Source organism: Salinicoccus kekensis (assembly GCF_900220995.1).
Lineage (GTDB): Bacteria > Bacillota > Bacilli > Staphylococcales > Salinicoccaceae > Lacicoccus > Lacicoccus kekensis.
In genome coordinates, this window is record NZ_OBQF01000007.1 from 47,290 (window position 1) to 65,011 (window position 17,722).

Genomic DNA, 17,722 nt, shown 5'->3' on the forward strand with positions numbered 1-17,722 from the left:
GGGTATAGTATATATTATGTATAATAATTCAAAATTTAGAGATAACTATGTTAAAATGGTAATTGTGTATTACATAAATGGAGGTCTGTATATGTGGCATGTGAAAAAGTACGATGAATTGGAGCTTGATGAACTGGAGGAAATCCTGAGCTTAAGGCAGGACACTTTCATACTCGAACAGGAAAGTTTCTTCCGGGATATAGACGGCAGGGACCAGGATGCACTGCACGTCTTCAAGAAAGAGGATGACCGGATCAAGGCATACTGCAGGATGGAAGACGAGGATGACCATACATATATCAGCCGTGTGATCGTCAACCCGGCATACAGGGGCCAGGGCTTCGGAAGGGAAATATTCCGCTACGGCACGGAACTCGCCAAGGAAAGGCACCCGGGCAAGATCATCCGCATTACAGCCATGTCCTACCTGCTCGATTTCTATAAGTCATTCGACTATGAACCCATCTCCGAAGAATACGACATCGCAGGACACAATCACATCGATATGGAGCTCACTCCGTAAAATGAAAATAACGAGAACCGATGAAGTGGCTACTCGCCCACTTACGGCTCTTGTTATTTTTATTTATCTGACTAAAAGCAGTACCGCAAAGAAGATGATCGCGATGATCAGGAATCTTTCCAGTAGCTTGTCCGGCAGCACGCTTGCGTACTTCCCGCCGAGGAAACCGCCGGTGGCAGATCCGATGGATAAGGCAATCGCAAAATCCCAGCTGATCAGGCCGTTCGCTATGAAGACGAATGTGGAGATCGATATGTAGATTGTCACAACGAGCACTTTAAGGCCGTGCATTTCCGCCATTGGGATCTGCGGCACGAGTGCGAGCAGCGTCAGCATGATGAAGAATCCGACACCCGCCTGGAGCGCCCCGCCGTAGATACCGATGAAGACGAAGACGATGAACAGCAGCACGAGTGCGACTTTCGGGTTGAACATGCCTTTCAAGTACCGCTGCGGTTTGATGATCAAAAGTACCGCGAAAATAATCATGAATGTCGCAAGCAGGTTGTCGAACGTGCTGTCGGCAATGTCCACGGCAAGCTGCGCCCCGTATATTGAAGCGATCGTCGTCGGCACCGCGAGTGCGAGCCCGAGCTTCCAGTTAAGATGGCCGTTCTTGTGGAACTGGTACATCGCAAATATGTTCTGGAACATGATTGCGATCCTGTTCGTCCCGTTCGCAACCGTCGACGGCAGCCCGAAAAATATGAGCAGCGGCAGCGTCAGCATCGAACCGCCGGCGGAGATGACGTTGATGAAACCGACGCCGATGCCGACAAGGAGCACTGCGATTAAAGGTATGAAGTCCATATGATTACTTCTTTCTATAATGTTTGTACTTAATCATACCAGTTTGATGTGCTGATTTCATCCGCATTTTGAAATGGAAAAACCCCGGCGCATTGCCGGGGCTGTCATGGTCTTTATTTTGTGAAGTCCACTGTTTCAGCTGGAGTATCCAGGTTCTCCTTGTCATTCATCACCTTGATGGATTCCGGTTCAATCTTCAATACGATGAAGTCCGGATCGTCCTTCGAATCGAAGTACGTCTTGTCCTGATTCTTCCACAGGTCGTCGAGCGTCTCCTGATCTTCTACGATTGAGACTTTGCCGTCGACTTCAAGGAAGCTGTCGTTCGACGTCTCCTCATAGCCAAGCAGCACATGCGTGTTCGGATTCTTCTCGATCTCATCCACTTTCAAAGTATCCTTCGACGTCTTCGTGTAAAGCGTATGGCCGTCATTGTAGAAAATCATATAACGGCTGTTCGGCTTATCGCCGGAAATCGTCGACATCACGCCGACCCTTGATACTTCCAGTATATTTTCAATTTCTTCAATCACTTTTTCTCGTTCCATCCAAAATCACCTCACAAAGAGTATTCCACTGAAGCGCAGATGGTAAACATATGAGGTGCGGGGGTGGAATAAAGACCGGTGGCGTATAAGTCTTCGGGATATCCGAAGTTATGCGAATATCGGCTCTGGATTCGGATAAGTCTGCAGAATATCAAGATTAATGCGATTTCGGCCTTCATATTCGTATAAGCCTACTGAATATCAGAAGTAATGCGATTTCCACTCCGCTATTCGTATAAGTCCTTCCATGATCGAAAGTTATACGAAACGCCCCCTGCTTAACTTCCCCAATTTTGTGGTAGAGGTTGGTATATCACAAATTTGGAGGTCATATAATTGGCATTGAGAGCTTTATTCCTGAATACGACTTTGAAGTACAGCGATGATACGTCGAACACCGAAGCGCTCGCTAATGAGGTTCTGGACATTTACCGTGAGAACGGGGTGGAGACTGAGAGTGTACGTATCACCGACTACAACGTCCTCTTTGGTATCAGCGACGATATGGGCGAAGGCGATGAATTTCCGCAGATTCTTGAGAAAGTCAAGGCCGCGGATATCGTCATCATCGGTACACCGATATGGCTCGGTGAGAAAAGCAGTGTGGCGAAGCTGCTGATCGAGCGGCTGTACGGCAGTTCGTCGCTCACCAACGATAAAGGTCAGTCGATATTCTACAATAAAGTCGGTGGCGTGGTCGTGACGGGGAACGAAGACGGGGCAAAGAATGCAGCCATGTCCGTCCTCTACTCGCTGTCCCATATCGGCTTCACCATCCCGCCGAACGTCGACACATACTGGGTCGGCGATGCCGGTCCGGGACCTTCCTATATGGAAGCCGGCACGGACAACGACTTCACGAAATCCCATGTGAAGATGCTTGCGTGGAACACGATGCACCTTGCGAAAATGTTCAAGGAAAATCCAATCCCAGCTGAAGGGAATAAGATGGAATAAAAAAATCCCGCAGTTATGCGGGATTTATCTCTTCTATCACTTTCCGAGCTTAATATTGTTTTCAACTGCCATAGATGTGCTGGTTTTAGGCTGTGTTGCCAGGCTCACGGTATACATGACAAGCATGCTTACGAGTACCGCGATTCCTGCTGCGCCGAATGGGTTGGTGAACCCTATGCCGATTGGAAGATAGACGATCCAGTATACGACGTTCCCAATCAATAGCGAAGATATGGCGCCGGTTTTCGTTCCTTTTTTCCACAGTGCACCCACAAGGATAGGGCCTGCAGTGGCAGCCATGATGCCCCCGATTCCGATCCATAGGAATACAGCCAGGGATTCAGGTGGATTCCAGGCGAAAACCACCGCTAAAACCATTACGACAATCGTACTGTATCTGCTGAGCAGCAATTCCCATTTCGCTGCTTTTTCGCTGGACATATTCGTTCTTGGTACAATCGTCTTTCTGAACAAATCATTAGCCACAATCTGTGACAGCGACACGATGAGTCCGTCTGAAGTGGACATGATTGCAGAAAGCACGGCAACTGCCAGGAATGCTGCAAGTACAGGCGGGAACAACTCACTGAACAACAGTGGGATGATCGAGTCCGGCCTTATATCTGCCCCTCCGCCAATTACCGCAATACCCATCATTCCGCCTAAAGCCATGACCGGAAGGAATGTTGCGAAAATGGTCGTATACATCAACAGTTTCTTCATGTCTTTTCCGTCTTTGACGGCCATGAATTTATTCCCTAAATGCGGTTGTATCGCAAATGGTAAATGGGCGATGAATAGCAGGCCGACCAGCCAGAACGCCCCATAAGTCATATCCCCTTCAGCGAACAGCGTATTGAAGTCTCCTTCAGGCCGTTCGGCAGAGATCTTATCCATCATTCCGCTGAAGCCGCCCTCGACGCCAAAGCCGGTTATGAAGGAAACGAAGACGATTAACGCCACGATAAGCATCAGGAAGCCTTGTATGGAGTCCGTGATGATATCGGAATGCGATCCGCCTAAAAAGACATAGAAGCCAAGGACTATGCCCGTGACGATCAGACCGGTTCCGTAATTCACGCCGAGCATCGTTTGAAACATCGTACCTGCTGCAACAAATTGAGAAATGACGTAAAAGATAAGTAAAATGGAGATGATACTGAGTGCAATACGCAGAAACTCACTCTTATATCTTTCACCGATAAATTCCGGAATCGTCCGTGTCCCAAATTCATCCCCATATTTTTTGATCACTTTGGCTACAAACAGCATACCGATGACCGTTGCGATCGGATATAAAAGAGGATACCAGAGAGACGGTGTCCCCATGCTGTAAGCGAGTCCCGGTATACCCATGAATGTGGAACCACTTGAAATGCCCGCCGCAATCACCAGCGCCATCGTCAAAGGTCCGTAACTGGACCTTGCGGTCGCAAAGTCATCGGCGTCTTTCGTCCTCTTCATGCCCACAAAACCGAGTGCGACCATGCCCCCTATGAATATCACTACAAATATCCATGAATACATAACAATTTCAGAATTCATATAATCCCCCTCATCCCCATTTAGTTTTTAATCTTCTTTATCGTCCAGCAGAGGTGTCTTGAAAATGACCAGACCGACACCAACCCAGGTGCACACCATCAGAATCACCGAAATTACAAGAAAGTTCATACTTTGACTTCCCCTTTCTCCAAAACAAAGTTTTTGATGACTTCATGTTTCTTCAAGTCCTCGTACATTTTTGACATCGGCTCATATAAGTAATACTTTGAATTTCCAAACTTGGACGTTCTTCTTTCCACCTGATAAGGCACATGGAAAGCGTCCACATAATCACACTCTATAATGGGCACTTTCCAGACCCTTCTTTTGTAAATAAAATACTTCCTTAAGGCTTCCTTGCTCTTTTCATAGAAATCATCACTCTCAATTTCTTCAGGGATGATTGATGCTTCATCCACTTCAAGAGGAGTGGCCTCGGGCACTTCATCGACTATGCCGACGTATCCCGTTACGCCATCACCGACTGTCATGACAAGTTCCCGCCGTGTACCGAATATGGTCCTGAATGTCACTTTCCACACTGCAATGTGTCTTGGATAATAATAAGTTTCCAACTCTGGCTTCAGTTCCGCACCAACGCTTCTGATCTCCATGGCCTAGCCCTCAAAAGTGATCGAAGCTCTGTTCACTTTCCTTGCCGCCGACTGATCCAAGGCTTCCTTAATGTTTTCAAAAGTGAACTCCCCGTCGATCATATCCTCAAATGGATATTTATCAATATTCTTTTCCAGGAAATCCAGTGACTTCTTCAAATACCACGGATGATATCTTACAATCGGATAGATTGTTATCGATTTTCTGGTCAAAAGTCCTGGATCGAATTCCGTCGTCTTGCCCGGGGATACATTTCCGATACTCACGTATCTTCCTCCGCCGGCCACAAGGTGGATGCCTTCCTGGAATGCGGCAGGTACACCGGATAACTCCATACCGACATCCGCACCTTCTCCACCAGTCAAAGCTTTCACCCTTTCCGCTCTTTCTTCCGGTGTTTTGTATTCATTCATATCGATGACATGGTCCGCACCGAATTTCTTCGCATTCTCAAGCCTCGGCGCCACGCCGTCGATGACGATGACTGTCGCACCCTTCTCCTTGGCGATGGCCGCCGCATTGAGACCAAGACCACCGGCACCCTGTATAACGACGGATTCACCGTACTTCAATTCCGCTCTATCAAGGCCAAAGTACACTTGAGATAGTGCACAGTTCGCACTGGCCGCCACTTTGTCAGGGATGTTGTCCGGCACTTTATAGAAATAAACATCCGGGTGCACATAATAATGAGAAGCAAAACTGCCATGGAAATGAGGTGCTTCCGCCGCCGGCTTGTTCCAGAATTCATAGGCATTCTCACATAGATTGAACTCGCCTTTTCTACACATCGCACACTTTCTGCATGTCTGGAAATATGTAGATGTGATGCGGTCCCCTTCCTTGATCTCTTCCCCGCTGAAATCAGTCACTGTGCCTTCACCAAGTTCTGCGATTTCCCCGACCATTTCATGACCGAGCACACCTTGTTTCTTCGTTGGGTGATGGCCTTTCCAAATATGAATTTCTGAACCGCATACATTTGTCCTCAACACTTTAAGCAGCATCGCTCCTTTTTCCGGTGTCGGCAAATCATAATTCTCAACTTCCATTGTTTCAGGCTGCTTCATTTCGGCTACTTTACCCTTCATTTTAAAACCCCTCTTAAATTATTTTTGTAGGCGCTTACAAATGACTTAAAGATCATTTGCTGATTTTTATGGCGACGTTCTTGACCTGCGTATAATGCTTGAGTGACTCGAGACCTTTTTCCCTGCCGAAGCCGCTCTTGCCCTGGCCGCCGAAAGGCATCTCGACACCACCGCCTGCGCCGTAATTATTCACGAACACCTGTCCCGACCTGACTCTTTGTGATAACCATAGTGCCTTGTTGATATTGCTTGTCCAAATACCGGTCACGAGTCCATACTCCGTGGAGTTCGCAAGTTCCAACGCTTCTTCAATCGTCTCAAATTCGAATGCTGCGACCACCGGCCCGAAAAGCTCCTCCTGTGCCAGTCTGCTGTCCTTCGATTTCGGGATGACCAGTGTCGGTTCAAAGAATAATCCGCTCGTCATATCTTCTCTCGCTTTTCCGCCTCTTATGATCTCGGTGCCCTCTTCATCAGCGACTTCCATATACTTTTTAAGATTTTCCATCTGCTTTTCAGAAACTACAGGCCCCATCTGTTTATCGTTGATTCCCGGTCCGATCGTCACCTCGTTCATGATTTCAGTGACCCTCTCCAGGAACTTGTCTTTTATACTTTTTTCAACCAATAACCTGCTGCCTGCCGTACATGTCTGGCCGCTGTTCTGGATGATGGTCTTAACGACCCAGTTTGCCGCTTCTTCCAGATCCGCATCAGCGAAGACGATGTTCGGTGATTTACCACCCAGCTCAAGCGTCAGTGATTTAATATGTTTTGCAGCATTCTTCATCACTGCAGATCCTGTAGGCACTGAACCCGTGAATGTAATATGATCAATGTCCGGGTGCTGCGAAAGTGCATCTCCCGCTTCATGGCCATAACCAGTCACCACGTTGAAGACACCTGCAGGCAAATCAGTCTGCTCAATCAGTTCCGCAATCTTCAAAGTTGTGATGGATGTATCTTCAGCAGGTTTGACCACTACAGTGTTCCCTGCTGCGAGAGCCGGTGCAACACTTCTCGCCGTCATCTGCAGTGGATAATTCCATGGCACGATGTGAGCGGTTACACCAAACGGTTCGCGAACGGTGTAATCGAGCATCTCACTGTTGATGGGTATCGTTTCCCCCAGGATTTTATCTGCCGCACCCCCGAAATATTCAAAATATCTCGCTGCGACTTCAACATCCGCATATGCCTGAGTCAAAGGTTTCCCCATATCCAGCGTTTCAAGTTTAGCCAGTTCATCCTTGTTCTCTCGGATCAGACCGGCTATCCTCAACAGAATTCTTGAGCGCTCCGCCGGCAGGATTTCCCTCCACTCGACTGACTTGAATGCCTCGCTTGCTGCCTGTACCGCTTTATCTATATCTTCGGTGCTGCCTCGCGGGAATTCCGCCAATACTTCCATATTCGCAGGATTTTTCGTTTGAATCGTTTCGCCGCTGCTGCCTTTTACCCACTGGTTGTCAATGAACATCTTCAAAGAATCCATCTTTTCCCCCTTGTTTAAAATGAATAATAAACCTTGTCAGGATATTGTATCCAATTTAAATATTATTGTATGCGATTCCATTTGTCAATGACTTATCTAACTATTCAAAAGATTTTTATTTTTGATAAGCGAGCATCTGGGACATTAGAGGAAATAATGACAGGACTGGATAGATTCATTTGATGTCAAAACTTGTTATCCCTGTGCACTACTACAGTATTTGACGTAATAAAAACCGCTGAAGATTCCATTCAGGATTTTCAGCGGTTCTGTCATAGAGTTCTTTATGAAAAGCAGATGTATCCTCATCAATCCGATTTCAAACGCACCTCCACAGGCCTTCAAATCGGAATTCAAGTACGAATCCGATCTCGACGCCCATTTTAGAGGTGGCAAATCGTTTTGCGCAATCAAATCCGAGCTCATGGCATACTTTAAAGCCTCCAAATCGGAATCCGGGTAAAAATCCGAGCTCATGAAGTATTTTGAGGCCCTGAGATCGGAATCTGCTTTTTACACATATTGTAGGTCTTAATATGCAGTATTTTTAGTCTTCAAACCACAAATCAGCAAGCAGCTCCATCGACTGCTTCCGCTTCTCCGGGTCGTGTGTGTATGTGACGACAATCAATTCGTCCACTCCGGTCTCTTCGACGAAGGATTCGAGCTTCTTCTTGACCGTCTCCGGGGAGCCGACGGCTTTCAAACTGAACATACCGTCCATCATGGCACGTTCTGCTTCGGTGCCGAGTTCTTCTGGATCGACAGGCGGCTGCAGCGGACGCTGTCTGCCGGTCTGCATATCCATAAGCATCTGTTGGGAAGTCGTCCACAGTTTTTCCGCTTCCTCATCCGTCGGCGCAACGATCACGTTGATGCCTGCCATGACGTAAGGGGCATCAATCTGTGCCGTCGGTGATTCGGTTGAGAATGCCGAGCGGTAGATGTCGATCTTCTCCTTATAGTTATCCGGCGTGAAGTGCGTCGCAATGGAGTAAGGCAGGCCGAGCTGGCCGGCGATGGAGGCACCGTTCACGCTTGAGCCGAGTACCCAAATCGGGATGTTCGTCCCTGTGCCCACCGTTGAAGTGACCGGGACGCTCTTGCCCATACCTTCATCGCTGAACCAGCCGATCATATCGTAAATCGAGTTCGCAAAGTTCTGCGCATCACTGCTCGAACGCGTGATGAGCTGGGAGGTTCTGCCGTCCGTCCCCGGTGCACGCCCGAGTCCGAGGTCGACCCTATCCGGATGCATCTGTGCGATCGTGCCGAAGTTTTCCGCCACCTGAAGCGGTGAATGGTTCGGCAGCATGATCCCTCCTGATCCTACGCGGATTTTCTCCGTCCGGTCCGCCGCCATGCCGATCAGCTGCGCCGTCGCCGCTGACGCCAGGCTCTTCGTATTATGGTGCTCTGCAAACCAGAGCCTTTTGAACCCGAGCTTATCCACAAGTTCCGCATTTTCCATCGCAGCCTCGATAGATTCCCTCACCGTCTGGCCTTCGGATATGCCGACAAGCTCCAGTAGATTGATTGGTACATGTTTCGTCATTTGATCCGTACTCCTTCATATATAGTTACATTTAATCATGATTGATAGAAAAGTTTTCCATAGAACACCGTATCATTATCAGGAAACTCCCTCAAATGATTGGCTCTTTAACAATTCGTAGTATCGTGCTGAATCTTCCAATTTCAGTCCACCCGAATCAATAAAAACCACTATTATTATTGTAATATTACCCAAATCCACCTCCCCATTCTTCAATTTTTATGTATAATATATGAAATAATCAACTATATCATTGCAGGAAACATAAAAGGGGTTAACTTATGGCTTGGTACATCGGATATTTCGTAATATATTTCATCTTCATGCTCGGCATCGCCTTCTGGTATTTCAGAAGGATAGAAACATATGAGGATTATCTGATCAGCGGATGGAACACCGGTTTCTGGAAAATCACCGGTACGGTCATCAGCACATTCTGCGGGGCCGCGGTGTTCATCGGCTGGATGGGGCTCGGTTTCACCGTCGGATTATCCGGCTACTGGAAGTTCGCGTTCGTTGCGATTTTATTCTCACTGATCCTCATCCTTGGATTCGCCAAGCCGCTTAGGCGCCAGAGGCTGATCACGCTTGCCGACCTGTTCACGGTGCGGTTCGGCGGCAGCGCTGGAATCATCCCGTCTGTGCTGTCCGCATTCATCTACTCGGTGCCGACGACGGCACTCCAGCTTGTCGGCATGTCGACGGTGTTCAACATCACATTGGATATCAGCGTCCCTGTCGGCATATTCATCTCATTTGCCGTCATACTGATATTCTCGGTCATCGGCGGACTGCCGGCGACAATACTTACAGATGCGATCCAGTCGATCATCATCATTATCGGTGTGGTTGTACTCGCAATCGTGACGATCAACCATGTCGGCGGACTCGGTACGCTGTTTGAAAACAGCGCATCTGAATACATCAACTTCACCGGGCCGGACGGCCTGAATGAAATACTGCTTTACGCATTATCCGTCGGCCCGTTCTACCTCGTCTGGCAGTCGACATGGCAGAGGATTTTTGCAGCGAAAGATGAAAAGACGGCGGTTCGTGCGAACTCTCTCGGCTTCATCATCGCGGGGCTCGTCGCATTCCTGCCATTCCTGATCGGTTTGGCTGCACGCCAGTTTGTGCCGCTCGACATGCATCCGGACCTCGTGTTCTCATATGTCACGGATACATTGATGGCAAGCCCGATCGGCGGCATCGTCTTCCTCGGGCTGCTTGCGGCACTCATGACCGGGGCAACGTCATTCATACTGCAGGGCTCGAGCAACCTGACAGTCGACATCTATAATAATTTCATCAATAAAAATGCAGGGCCTAAACGGATGCTCGCGGCATCGAGGATATCGGTCGTCATCATCATCAGTCTTGCATGCCTGTTCGCCTATACGATAGAAGATATCGCAACGACCTATCAGTGGGCGCTCAGACTGACGGCAACAATCATGGTCTTCCCATTCCTCGCCGTGATGTTCTGGAAGCGCGTGACAAAGGCAGGCATGCTCACCAGCATGATCGGTACGGCGGTCCTTGTACTCGCCTACCCGTTCCTGCCGATCGGCATGGATCATGCACTGTTCGGCTTCACCGTCTCATTCGTCCTGCTCGTCGGGGTCAGCCTCATGACGCAGCATGCGGAAAGTGAGACGGTGCAGGCGGCATATTTTGAAAAACTTGAAAATCCCAATTTGAAGGAGCGTTCATAATGGACAATATCAAGCTGATCATAAATGCAAAAGTACTTGATGTAATCAACGGCACACATGAATTATCATCAGTGGAAATAAAGGACGGAAGGATTGCGGCAATCGAACCGCAGAAAAATTACCGCGTGGATGAAGGGGAAGGGATACTCGACCTCACCGGCAAGTTCCTCTCACCCGGCTTCATCGACACGCACAGCCACCTTGTGATGTACTCGAACTTCAGGCGCCAGCTGAACTGTTCGCCTGAAAACGTCTCAAGCATTGAAGATATGGTTGAAAAATTCAAAGCGGAACAAGACGTGATACTACGAGACGGCTGGCTCAGGGGGTACGGCTACAATGAATTTGAACTGGCTGAACAACGCCATCCGAACCGCTTCGACCTGGACCGGATCTCAACGGAGATCCCGATCTATGTCCAGCACAGTTCCGCCCATATGGGGGCAGTGAACACGAAGGCGCTTGAACTCATGGGCGTGGGGCTTGATGACCCGGACCCGGAAGGCGGACGATTCGAGCGTGATGAGAGCGGTCAGGTGAATGGTGTTTTATTCGAATTCCCGGCACTGGATAAGGCGAAGGCCGTACTGCCGGAGATCGATGCAGGGGATCTTGCCAATGATATCGAGGGCGGCATCGCGGAGTACCAGTCACGCGGCATCACGAGTGCGACCGAAATGTGCGTCGGCCTCCTGAACGGCATCAACGACTGGCACGCAGCGATTGAATATTTGAAGCGCCCGCAGCACTTCAGGACGCGCTTTGTGATCGACTATAAGCTGCTTTTGAATGATCCGGCGTTCGAAGGTGAAACGGGGGACTCGCTCCGTGAGAAGCTGGAAAGTTTGAGTGAAGGATTCGCCACGCTCGGCGGCGCGAAGTTCTTCAATGACGGCTCGATCCAGATCCATACCGCGGCACTCCGCGAGGATTACTATGACGGCACGAAGTCGGATGACACGCAGTTCACGGAAGAAGAGCTCATAGAACTCTTCACCCACTTCCAGAAACTCGGCTATCCGCTCATCACCCATGCGAACGGCGACAAGGCGGCGGAAGCGGTCATCGATGCATATGTGAAGACTCGTGATCATAAGAGGACGAAGATACAAAACCGCGTGGAACACCTTCAGACGGTGAATAAGAAAGACATAAAGAAGATGGTCAATAATGACATCGGCGGCTCGTTCTTTATGAACCACATCTACTACTTCGGAGACGTGCATAAGGCGAAGTTCCTGGGACCGGAACGTGCGGAGAACCTTGAACCCGTCCGCTGGGCGGAGGATGCCGGCATGACGTTCACGATCCATTCCGACTGTCCGGTGACCGACATCTCCCCGCTCCACTCCATCGGCATCGCAGTGGATCGGAAGACGCGGAACGGTGATGTTCTCGGTGAGAAACAGAAGCTCACAAGGGTTGAAGCTTACCGTAAGATGACGTTGGACGCTGCAAAGCTGAACGGCACGGACGATGTCGAAGGCACGGTCGAAGTCGGCAAATACGCAGACTTCGCGGTGCTCAGCCACAACCCGTTTAAAGAATCGAATACACTGTCGGATGACCTCGTTCAGATGACGATTGTGGACGGCAGGATAGTGTACAAAAGATTTTAAGAGACGAAAAATTTCCGGTGCAAGTACTATTGCACCGGAAATTTTTTATGTTCTGGAAAACTATTCAAAGATGTCATTGGTGAATTTGAATCTTGATTCCACAAGCATACCAGCGAACTCTTTCCCCTCAATGATTTTAATCCTTTCCTCTTCTGCTTCTGGAGGTATGCCATTAACAACTATTTCCCCAGTGGTCACAAGCCACTTGATTGGTTGCAGATGTTTGAAATTCTCATCTTCTTCCTCATCATAGCTGATTAATTGGTGGAGACCTTCTTTAGGGTTCGTTTTTCCGTCATGCCGTTTAGCCTGAACATAGATGGAAAAACCAAGTGGAGTAAAGCTTGCTTTGACATCAATATCTGCCTTTTTGTCATTTTCATCGGATTTTGCATTTTTTCCAGGAATAACGACTTTGTCTGCTCCCATATCCTTCAAGTATGCTTGAATCAATTTTTCAAAATGACCAGGTTTTAATTTTTTAATATATTTATGGATGCTATCTATTATTTCTTCATTAGTCTTTTTGAAATCGTATACTTTAGTTTGCTCAGCGTGATTTTCAATAAGGATATCAATCATTTCTTGATCTTCTTCATTCAACACAAGATTTGTGCCACGATATTTCAACTTTGAACTTAAGCGCGCTCCTACATATTCTCTCCGGCTTATACTCCTGCTGATGATTTCAATAGGAACAACAAATCCTATATCTTCAGCTTTCGAATCAGCTTTCTCGTATACTATCGGTTTGCCCTTAACTTTGCATATCATCAATTCTCCGGGGAAAGGGACCACCACTCTCCACTCTTCATCTAAATTTAGAAAATTGTACAGAAACCTGCCCCTTCCACTGGTCATATGTTCTACACCAATATGTTTCCCAAATTCTTTAAAGTAACTCGCGAAGTCATTTTTATTTAAGTTTTTTGCTTGCTCCAGCATCTCATCGCCATGACCTCTCTCTACCAGGAACGCCCATCCGATAGGCAGCAGCCCCTCTTCTTCCAATAATCTATTTGAAGCTGTGCCATGATGACTCACACGATGCATTAGATACATAATAATTCCTCCTCATATATTTATCTATCTGTAAAGACGTTTAAGCAATGAGTTCAAGTCTGTATTTCACGCTCATTATCATGAATACGTTTTCAAAAGAATATAATAAAAAGGCGGGAAGCAATCTCCCGCCTTATATTCAATTCGATTTAAAACAACCCGAGAAATTTCTTTTTCTTCTTTTTTCTCTTCTTGCCTTCAGTGTAGTGTGATTCCATCGGTTTCGGCAGCTTCAGGATCATCTCTTCATCCTTCAGAAGCTTTTCGGCGTTCTTCTTGAGGCGCTCGGTGTATTCTTCACCGAGTTCTTCGGTGATGACGTCATACGCCTCTTTCAAGGCGAACGGCCGGGTTTCTGCGTTGTGTGCATCACTCGCCACGATGTGTGCAAGGTTGTTCTCGATCATCTTCAAGCTGGTCTTCTGCAGGTTTTCACCGAGGGCACCTGTGACGCATGTTGCGGTGACCTGTGAGATCGCACCCTTTTCGATGAGGTTGTGCAGTTTCTCCGGCTGCCTGATGATCGGCTTGCATCGCTCGGGATGTGCAATCAACGGTATGTAGCCGTTCATCTGAATATCAAACAGCAGCTGCTCGGTATAATGCGGAAGGTCCGTGAACGGGAATTCCACAAGTACGTAACGGCTCCGGTTCAATGTCAGGTTTTCACCCGTTTTCAGGTGATTGATCATCTCGCCGTAGATGCGGATTTCCTGGCCGGGATGGACGTTGATGTCGATTCCCTCTTCCTCTATGATCTGGTGCAGTTCTTCGAGTTTATCTTCAACAGTGCCTGCCGGGTTGGTGTAATTGGTCGTCTGGTGATGTGGTGTTGCGATGATGTCCGTGATTCCGCCGGCGACTGCCTGTTTCAAAAGAGCGACTGCGTCTTCCCGTGTCCCGGGTCCGTCATCCACGCCGATCAAAACGTGGTTATGGACATCAATCATCATCATTCACTCCCGTAGTAGTAATAATACTCGTCCTTGCTTCTGCCCATGTTCTTATTGTTCATCACGACACCTAAAATGTTCGCATCCGCTTTTTCAAGCAATGCCTTGGCATCCTGCAGATGTCCCCTGTTGTTTGCTTCCACGTTTGTGACGAGTATGACGCCATCCACGATTTTACTCAGCACCTGGGCATCTGTCACGGCCAGAAGCGGCGGTGTATCGATGAGCACTATATCGTAATCCATCGCGAACGTCTTCAGGAGCAGGCTGGTCTTCCTGGAGGCCAGAAGCTCTGACGGGTTCGGGGGAATCGGACCGGAAGTCATGATCTCGAGGTTTTCAATATTCGTCTCCTTGACGACATCCGCTGCAGGCATATCATTGATGATCACGGTCGACAGGCCGCGCTGATTGGTCGCTTCGAATGTGTAATGCGTCGTCGGACGGCGGAGGTCGGCATCGATCAGCAGCGTGCGTTTGCCCGACTGTGCGTAGGCGACCGCCACATTGGCTGCCATCGTGGACTTGCCGGCACCGGGGGAAGCTGAAGTGAAGAGCACTGTCTTTATTTCGGTATCAACGCTTGAGTACATGATGTTCGTTCTGATTGTACGGAATTGTTCACTGATCGGTGATTTCGGTTGTTTTTCGACTATGAGTTCTCTCGGTCCTGATGAGTAAGTATGTTTTTTATTTTTGCCAAACATGATTCAGTATCCTTCCTACTTTTCGAATTTCGCGATCGTACCCAGTACAGGCAGATCCAGATGCTTCTCAATCTCTTCTTCGGTCGTGATACGTTTATCGAGGAACGCCCTTAAAAATGCGATACCCACGCCAAGCAATGCGCCCAAAATCAGACCGATCGCAATATTGACCAGCGGCTGCGGTGATACAGGTGATGGATCTTCACCCATATCCGCTTCTGCGAGAATGGAGACGTTGTCCACATTCATGACGTCGGTGATCCTGTCCTGGAACACCAGGCCGACTTCATTGGCGATGATTTCCGCGTTCTCCGGATTTTCATCACTGACGGTCACTGTAATGACCTGCGACTGGTCCTGGTTGTTCACTGTAATCTGATTGGCCAGTGCACCTGTTGTCTGCTCCAGCCCCAGATTATCCACGACATCATCCAGCACCGTCGGGCTCAGGATGATGTCCCTATATGTATTGATCAACTGCAGACTTGCCTGTATGTCCTGATTGTTCACAGTATCTGCATTTTCCGACTGGCTGACCAGTATTTGCGTATTTGCTTCATATTGCGGTGTCATCAAAAGTGCTGTCGCAAAGGCGGCAATTGCTCCGAACAGCAGCATCAGACTGATGATCATCCACAGGTTCTTCTTGATGACTTCCAGAATATCCTCCAAGTTCAACGTCTCTTCCATAAAGACCTCCAAAATTATATGTATACTTTTTTAATTAATGCTTAAGTTTATACTATATCATTAAATCATGTATTTGAGGATAGTATATTTAAATATTAACAATGCTTTTACAATTTTACGGGACTTCCCGCTTTACTTATATCTCGGTTTCGTGATATGTTGTTCCGTCAATATTTCAAGCCGTGTCATCCCTGTTACATTATAGATGTTCACTTTATTGGTAGAAATTATATCTATAGATTGTAATTGCATCCAAAAGATTATAAAATAAATGATTGGTATACTCAATGTAAGCATTCATACTGTATTATAATTTATAATACACATTATGTCATTCCCGATAAAATTCATTTAAAGAAGGTTAATCATGAAAAAATTCCTTATTATTCTGTTCTCTGTGCTCCTCGTCATCCTTATCGGTGTCGGCGTGTACATCTACAGCGTCTTCAACACTTTCGAGCAGGGGGTGTCGGATTCCTACGAGGCGACGGACCGTGAACGTTCGGAGCTCAGAATCGACGAGGTCGACCCGAACCTCGACAGCTTCACCGTGCTGATCCTCGGTGTCGATGAGTCCGAGACGCGGAGTGAAAGCGAAGATCTGGATACCGGTGATTTCCGCACGGATACGGTCATCCTCGCAACGTTCGACAAGGATGAGGACGATGTGAAGCTCGTCAGCATCCCGAGGGATACGCTCACGTACTTCCCGGATGAAAACTACTATGATAAAATTACACACGCACACCGGAACGGCGGGCCTGAGAGTTCGATGCTCGCAGTGGAGAGCCTGTTGAACGTGCCGGTCGACTACTATGTCCGCGTCAGCATGCCGGCGGTCGTCGATGTCGTGGATGCGCTCGGCGGCGTCGAGTTCGATGTGCCGTTCGATATGGAGTCGCCGACTTCCATCGACCGGGGCACGATCGAGGTCGAGGAAGGCGAACAGATACTGGACGGTGAAGAGGCGCTCGCGGTCGTCCGGAACCGGGACGTCGACACGGACCTCGGCCGCGGCAACCGCCAGCTCGAGATGGTCCAGGCGATCATGCAGAGGGCGAAATCCACAGGTGCACTGACGAAGATCGATGATCTGATTGAAGTCGTCGCAGAAAACGTGCGGCATGATATGACATCTGAGACCGTCCGTGACCTTGCGACCTACTACGCTTTCAACTCGATCGAGTTCGACAATACACAGGTCGTCGGCACCGATTTCTGGTATCAACCGAACGGCGCCTATTTTTATCTCGCGGATCCGGAGCACCTACTTGCGATCTCCAACACCCTCCGGGAAATACTCGACCTCGAACCGACCGAGCCGAATGATCTGATCAACCTGCGTCTCCACGGCATTTACGAGCCTTATCAGTATCTGGATGACTACCTCCTTGAGGAGTTCACGCCAGAGACCGCGCATGCGGCGCATTCGGATGATTATGAGAATCCGTACGGCGACGGCTTCGACATCCCTGAATTCGACCATGAGGACCTCGGCGTCGAAGGCGAGGATGATCTGGAAGAGGAAAACGAAAATGGCAATGGTGATAACGGCAACGGCAATGGCAACAACGGCAATGGCGAAGATTTCCAGCAGGTGCCGGTCGAGCCGGAGTACAACGAACCTTACGAGGAGCCTGCATACGAAGAACCGGTATACAATGAGCCGGCGTATGAAGAGCCGAATTACAATGATCCGGGTTATAATGAGAACGAAGGATTCAACGAGCCTGCTGTGGACGAGTTCAACCAGGGGTATAATGATGACTACATCGAACCGGACCCTTACCATAATCAAAATGCAGCACCCGCAGAAGGTTATTACTGATCATTCGAG

At 48.4% G+C, this 17,722-nt stretch carries 16 protein-coding genes; 5 read left to right on the forward strand and 11 right to left on the reverse strand.

The window, feature by feature from the left end; translation table 11 throughout:
* Positions 1-91 precede the first annotated feature (91 nt).
* Entirely contained in the window at positions 92-523 is a 432-nt protein-coding gene (locus CRN96_RS12220) for a GNAT family N-acetyltransferase (RefSeq protein WP_179647222.1), read from the forward strand.
* Between the two features lie 63 nt (positions 524-586).
* On the opposite strand, the gene CRN96_RS12225 is transcribed toward CRN96_RS12220, so the two are convergent.
* Both CRN96_RS12225 and CRN96_RS12230 read right to left on the reverse strand, forming a co-directional pair.
* A complete protein-coding gene (locus CRN96_RS12225; protein WP_097042611.1) occupies positions 587-1,333 on the reverse strand; it encodes a sulfite exporter TauE/SafE family protein in 747 nt (248 codons plus the stop codon).
* Positions 1,334-1,446: 113 nt separating this feature from the next.
* Positions 1,447-1,881, reverse strand: a complete 435-nt coding sequence (locus CRN96_RS12230) for a pyridoxamine 5'-phosphate oxidase family protein (protein WP_097042614.1) — start codon at positions 1,879-1,881, stop codon at positions 1,447-1,449.
* Positions 1,882-2,223: 342 nt separating this feature from the next.
* Between CRN96_RS12230 and CRN96_RS12235 the strand changes: the two genes are divergently transcribed.
* A complete protein-coding gene (locus CRN96_RS12235) occupies positions 2,224-2,838 on the forward strand; it encodes a flavodoxin family protein (protein WP_179647231.1) in 615 nt (204 codons plus the stop codon).
* Between the two features lie 36 nt (positions 2,839-2,874).
* Here CRN96_RS12235 and CRN96_RS12240 read toward each other — a convergent pair whose 3' ends face one another.
* The 5 genes from CRN96_RS12240 to CRN96_RS12265 all read right to left on the reverse strand — a co-directional run bounded on the left by CRN96_RS12240 (position 2,875) and on the right by CRN96_RS12265 (position 9,139).
* On the reverse strand, positions 2,875-4,365 hold the full coding sequence (locus tag CRN96_RS12240; protein ID WP_245844699.1) for a sodium:solute symporter family protein: 1,491 nt from the start codon (positions 4,363-4,365) through the stop codon (positions 2,875-2,877).
* 143 nt (positions 4,366-4,508) lie between these two features.
* Positions 4,509-4,997 carry a hypothetical protein gene (locus CRN96_RS12245; protein WP_097042620.1) on the reverse strand — a complete coding sequence of 163 codons (489 nt, stop codon included), beginning with the start codon at positions 4,995-4,997 and terminating at the stop codon, positions 4,509-4,511.
* 3 nt (positions 4,998-5,000) lie between these two features.
* Positions 5,001-6,089 (reverse strand): zinc-binding dehydrogenase, encoded by a 1,089-nt coding sequence (locus CRN96_RS12250; protein WP_097042621.1) that lies wholly within the window; start codon positions 6,087-6,089, stop codon positions 5,001-5,003.
* Positions 6,090-6,141: 52 nt separating this feature from the next.
* Positions 6,142-7,584 carry an aldehyde dehydrogenase family protein gene (locus tag CRN96_RS12255; RefSeq protein ID WP_097042623.1) on the reverse strand — a complete coding sequence of 481 codons (1,443 nt, stop codon included), beginning with the start codon at positions 7,582-7,584 and terminating at the stop codon, positions 6,142-6,144.
* A gap of 547 nt (positions 7,585-8,131) precedes the next feature.
* A complete protein-coding gene (locus CRN96_RS12265) occupies positions 8,132-9,139 on the reverse strand; it encodes an LLM class flavin-dependent oxidoreductase (protein ID WP_097042628.1) in 1,008 nt (335 codons plus the stop codon).
* A 281-nt stretch (positions 9,140-9,420) separates the two neighbouring features.
* Here CRN96_RS12265 and CRN96_RS12270 point away from each other — a divergent pair, with 281 nt between their 5' ends.
* Entirely contained in the window at positions 9,421-10,854 is a 1,434-nt protein-coding gene (locus tag CRN96_RS12270) for a sodium:solute symporter family protein (RefSeq protein WP_097042630.1), read from the forward strand.
* A complete protein-coding gene (locus CRN96_RS12275; protein WP_097042632.1) occupies positions 10,854-12,473 on the forward strand; it encodes an amidohydrolase in 1,620 nt (539 codons plus the stop codon). Before CRN96_RS12270 ends, CRN96_RS12275 begins: the two co-directional genes overlap by 1 nt.
* A 60-nt stretch (positions 12,474-12,533) precedes the next feature.
* On the opposite strand, the gene CRN96_RS12280 is transcribed toward CRN96_RS12275, so the two are convergent.
* The 4 genes from CRN96_RS12280 to CRN96_RS12295 all read right to left on the reverse strand — a co-directional run bounded on the left by CRN96_RS12280 (position 12,534) and on the right by CRN96_RS12295 (position 15,885).
* Positions 12,534-13,535, reverse strand: coding sequence for a restriction endonuclease (locus CRN96_RS12280; protein WP_097042634.1), 1,002 nt, complete (start codon positions 13,533-13,535; stop codon positions 12,534-12,536).
* Between the two features lie 149 nt (positions 13,536-13,684).
* Positions 13,685-14,485, reverse strand: coding sequence for a tyrosine-protein phosphatase (locus CRN96_RS12285; protein WP_097042637.1), 801 nt, complete (start codon positions 14,483-14,485; stop codon positions 13,685-13,687).
* Positions 14,486-14,487: 2 nt separating this feature from the next.
* Positions 14,488-15,195 (reverse strand): CpsD/CapB family tyrosine-protein kinase, encoded by a 708-nt coding sequence (locus CRN96_RS12290; protein WP_097042639.1) that lies wholly within the window; start codon positions 15,193-15,195, stop codon positions 14,488-14,490.
* 15 nt (positions 15,196-15,210) lie between these two features.
* On the reverse strand, positions 15,211-15,885 hold the full coding sequence (locus CRN96_RS12295; protein WP_097042641.1) for a YveK family protein: 675 nt from the start codon (positions 15,883-15,885) through the stop codon (positions 15,211-15,213).
* Positions 15,886-16,252: 367 nt separating this feature from the next.
* Between CRN96_RS12295 and CRN96_RS12300 the strand changes: the two genes are divergently transcribed.
* A complete protein-coding gene (locus CRN96_RS12300; RefSeq protein ID WP_097042643.1) occupies positions 16,253-17,713 on the forward strand; it encodes an LCP family protein in 1,461 nt (486 codons plus the stop codon).
* Positions 17,714-17,722 lie beyond the last annotated feature (9 nt).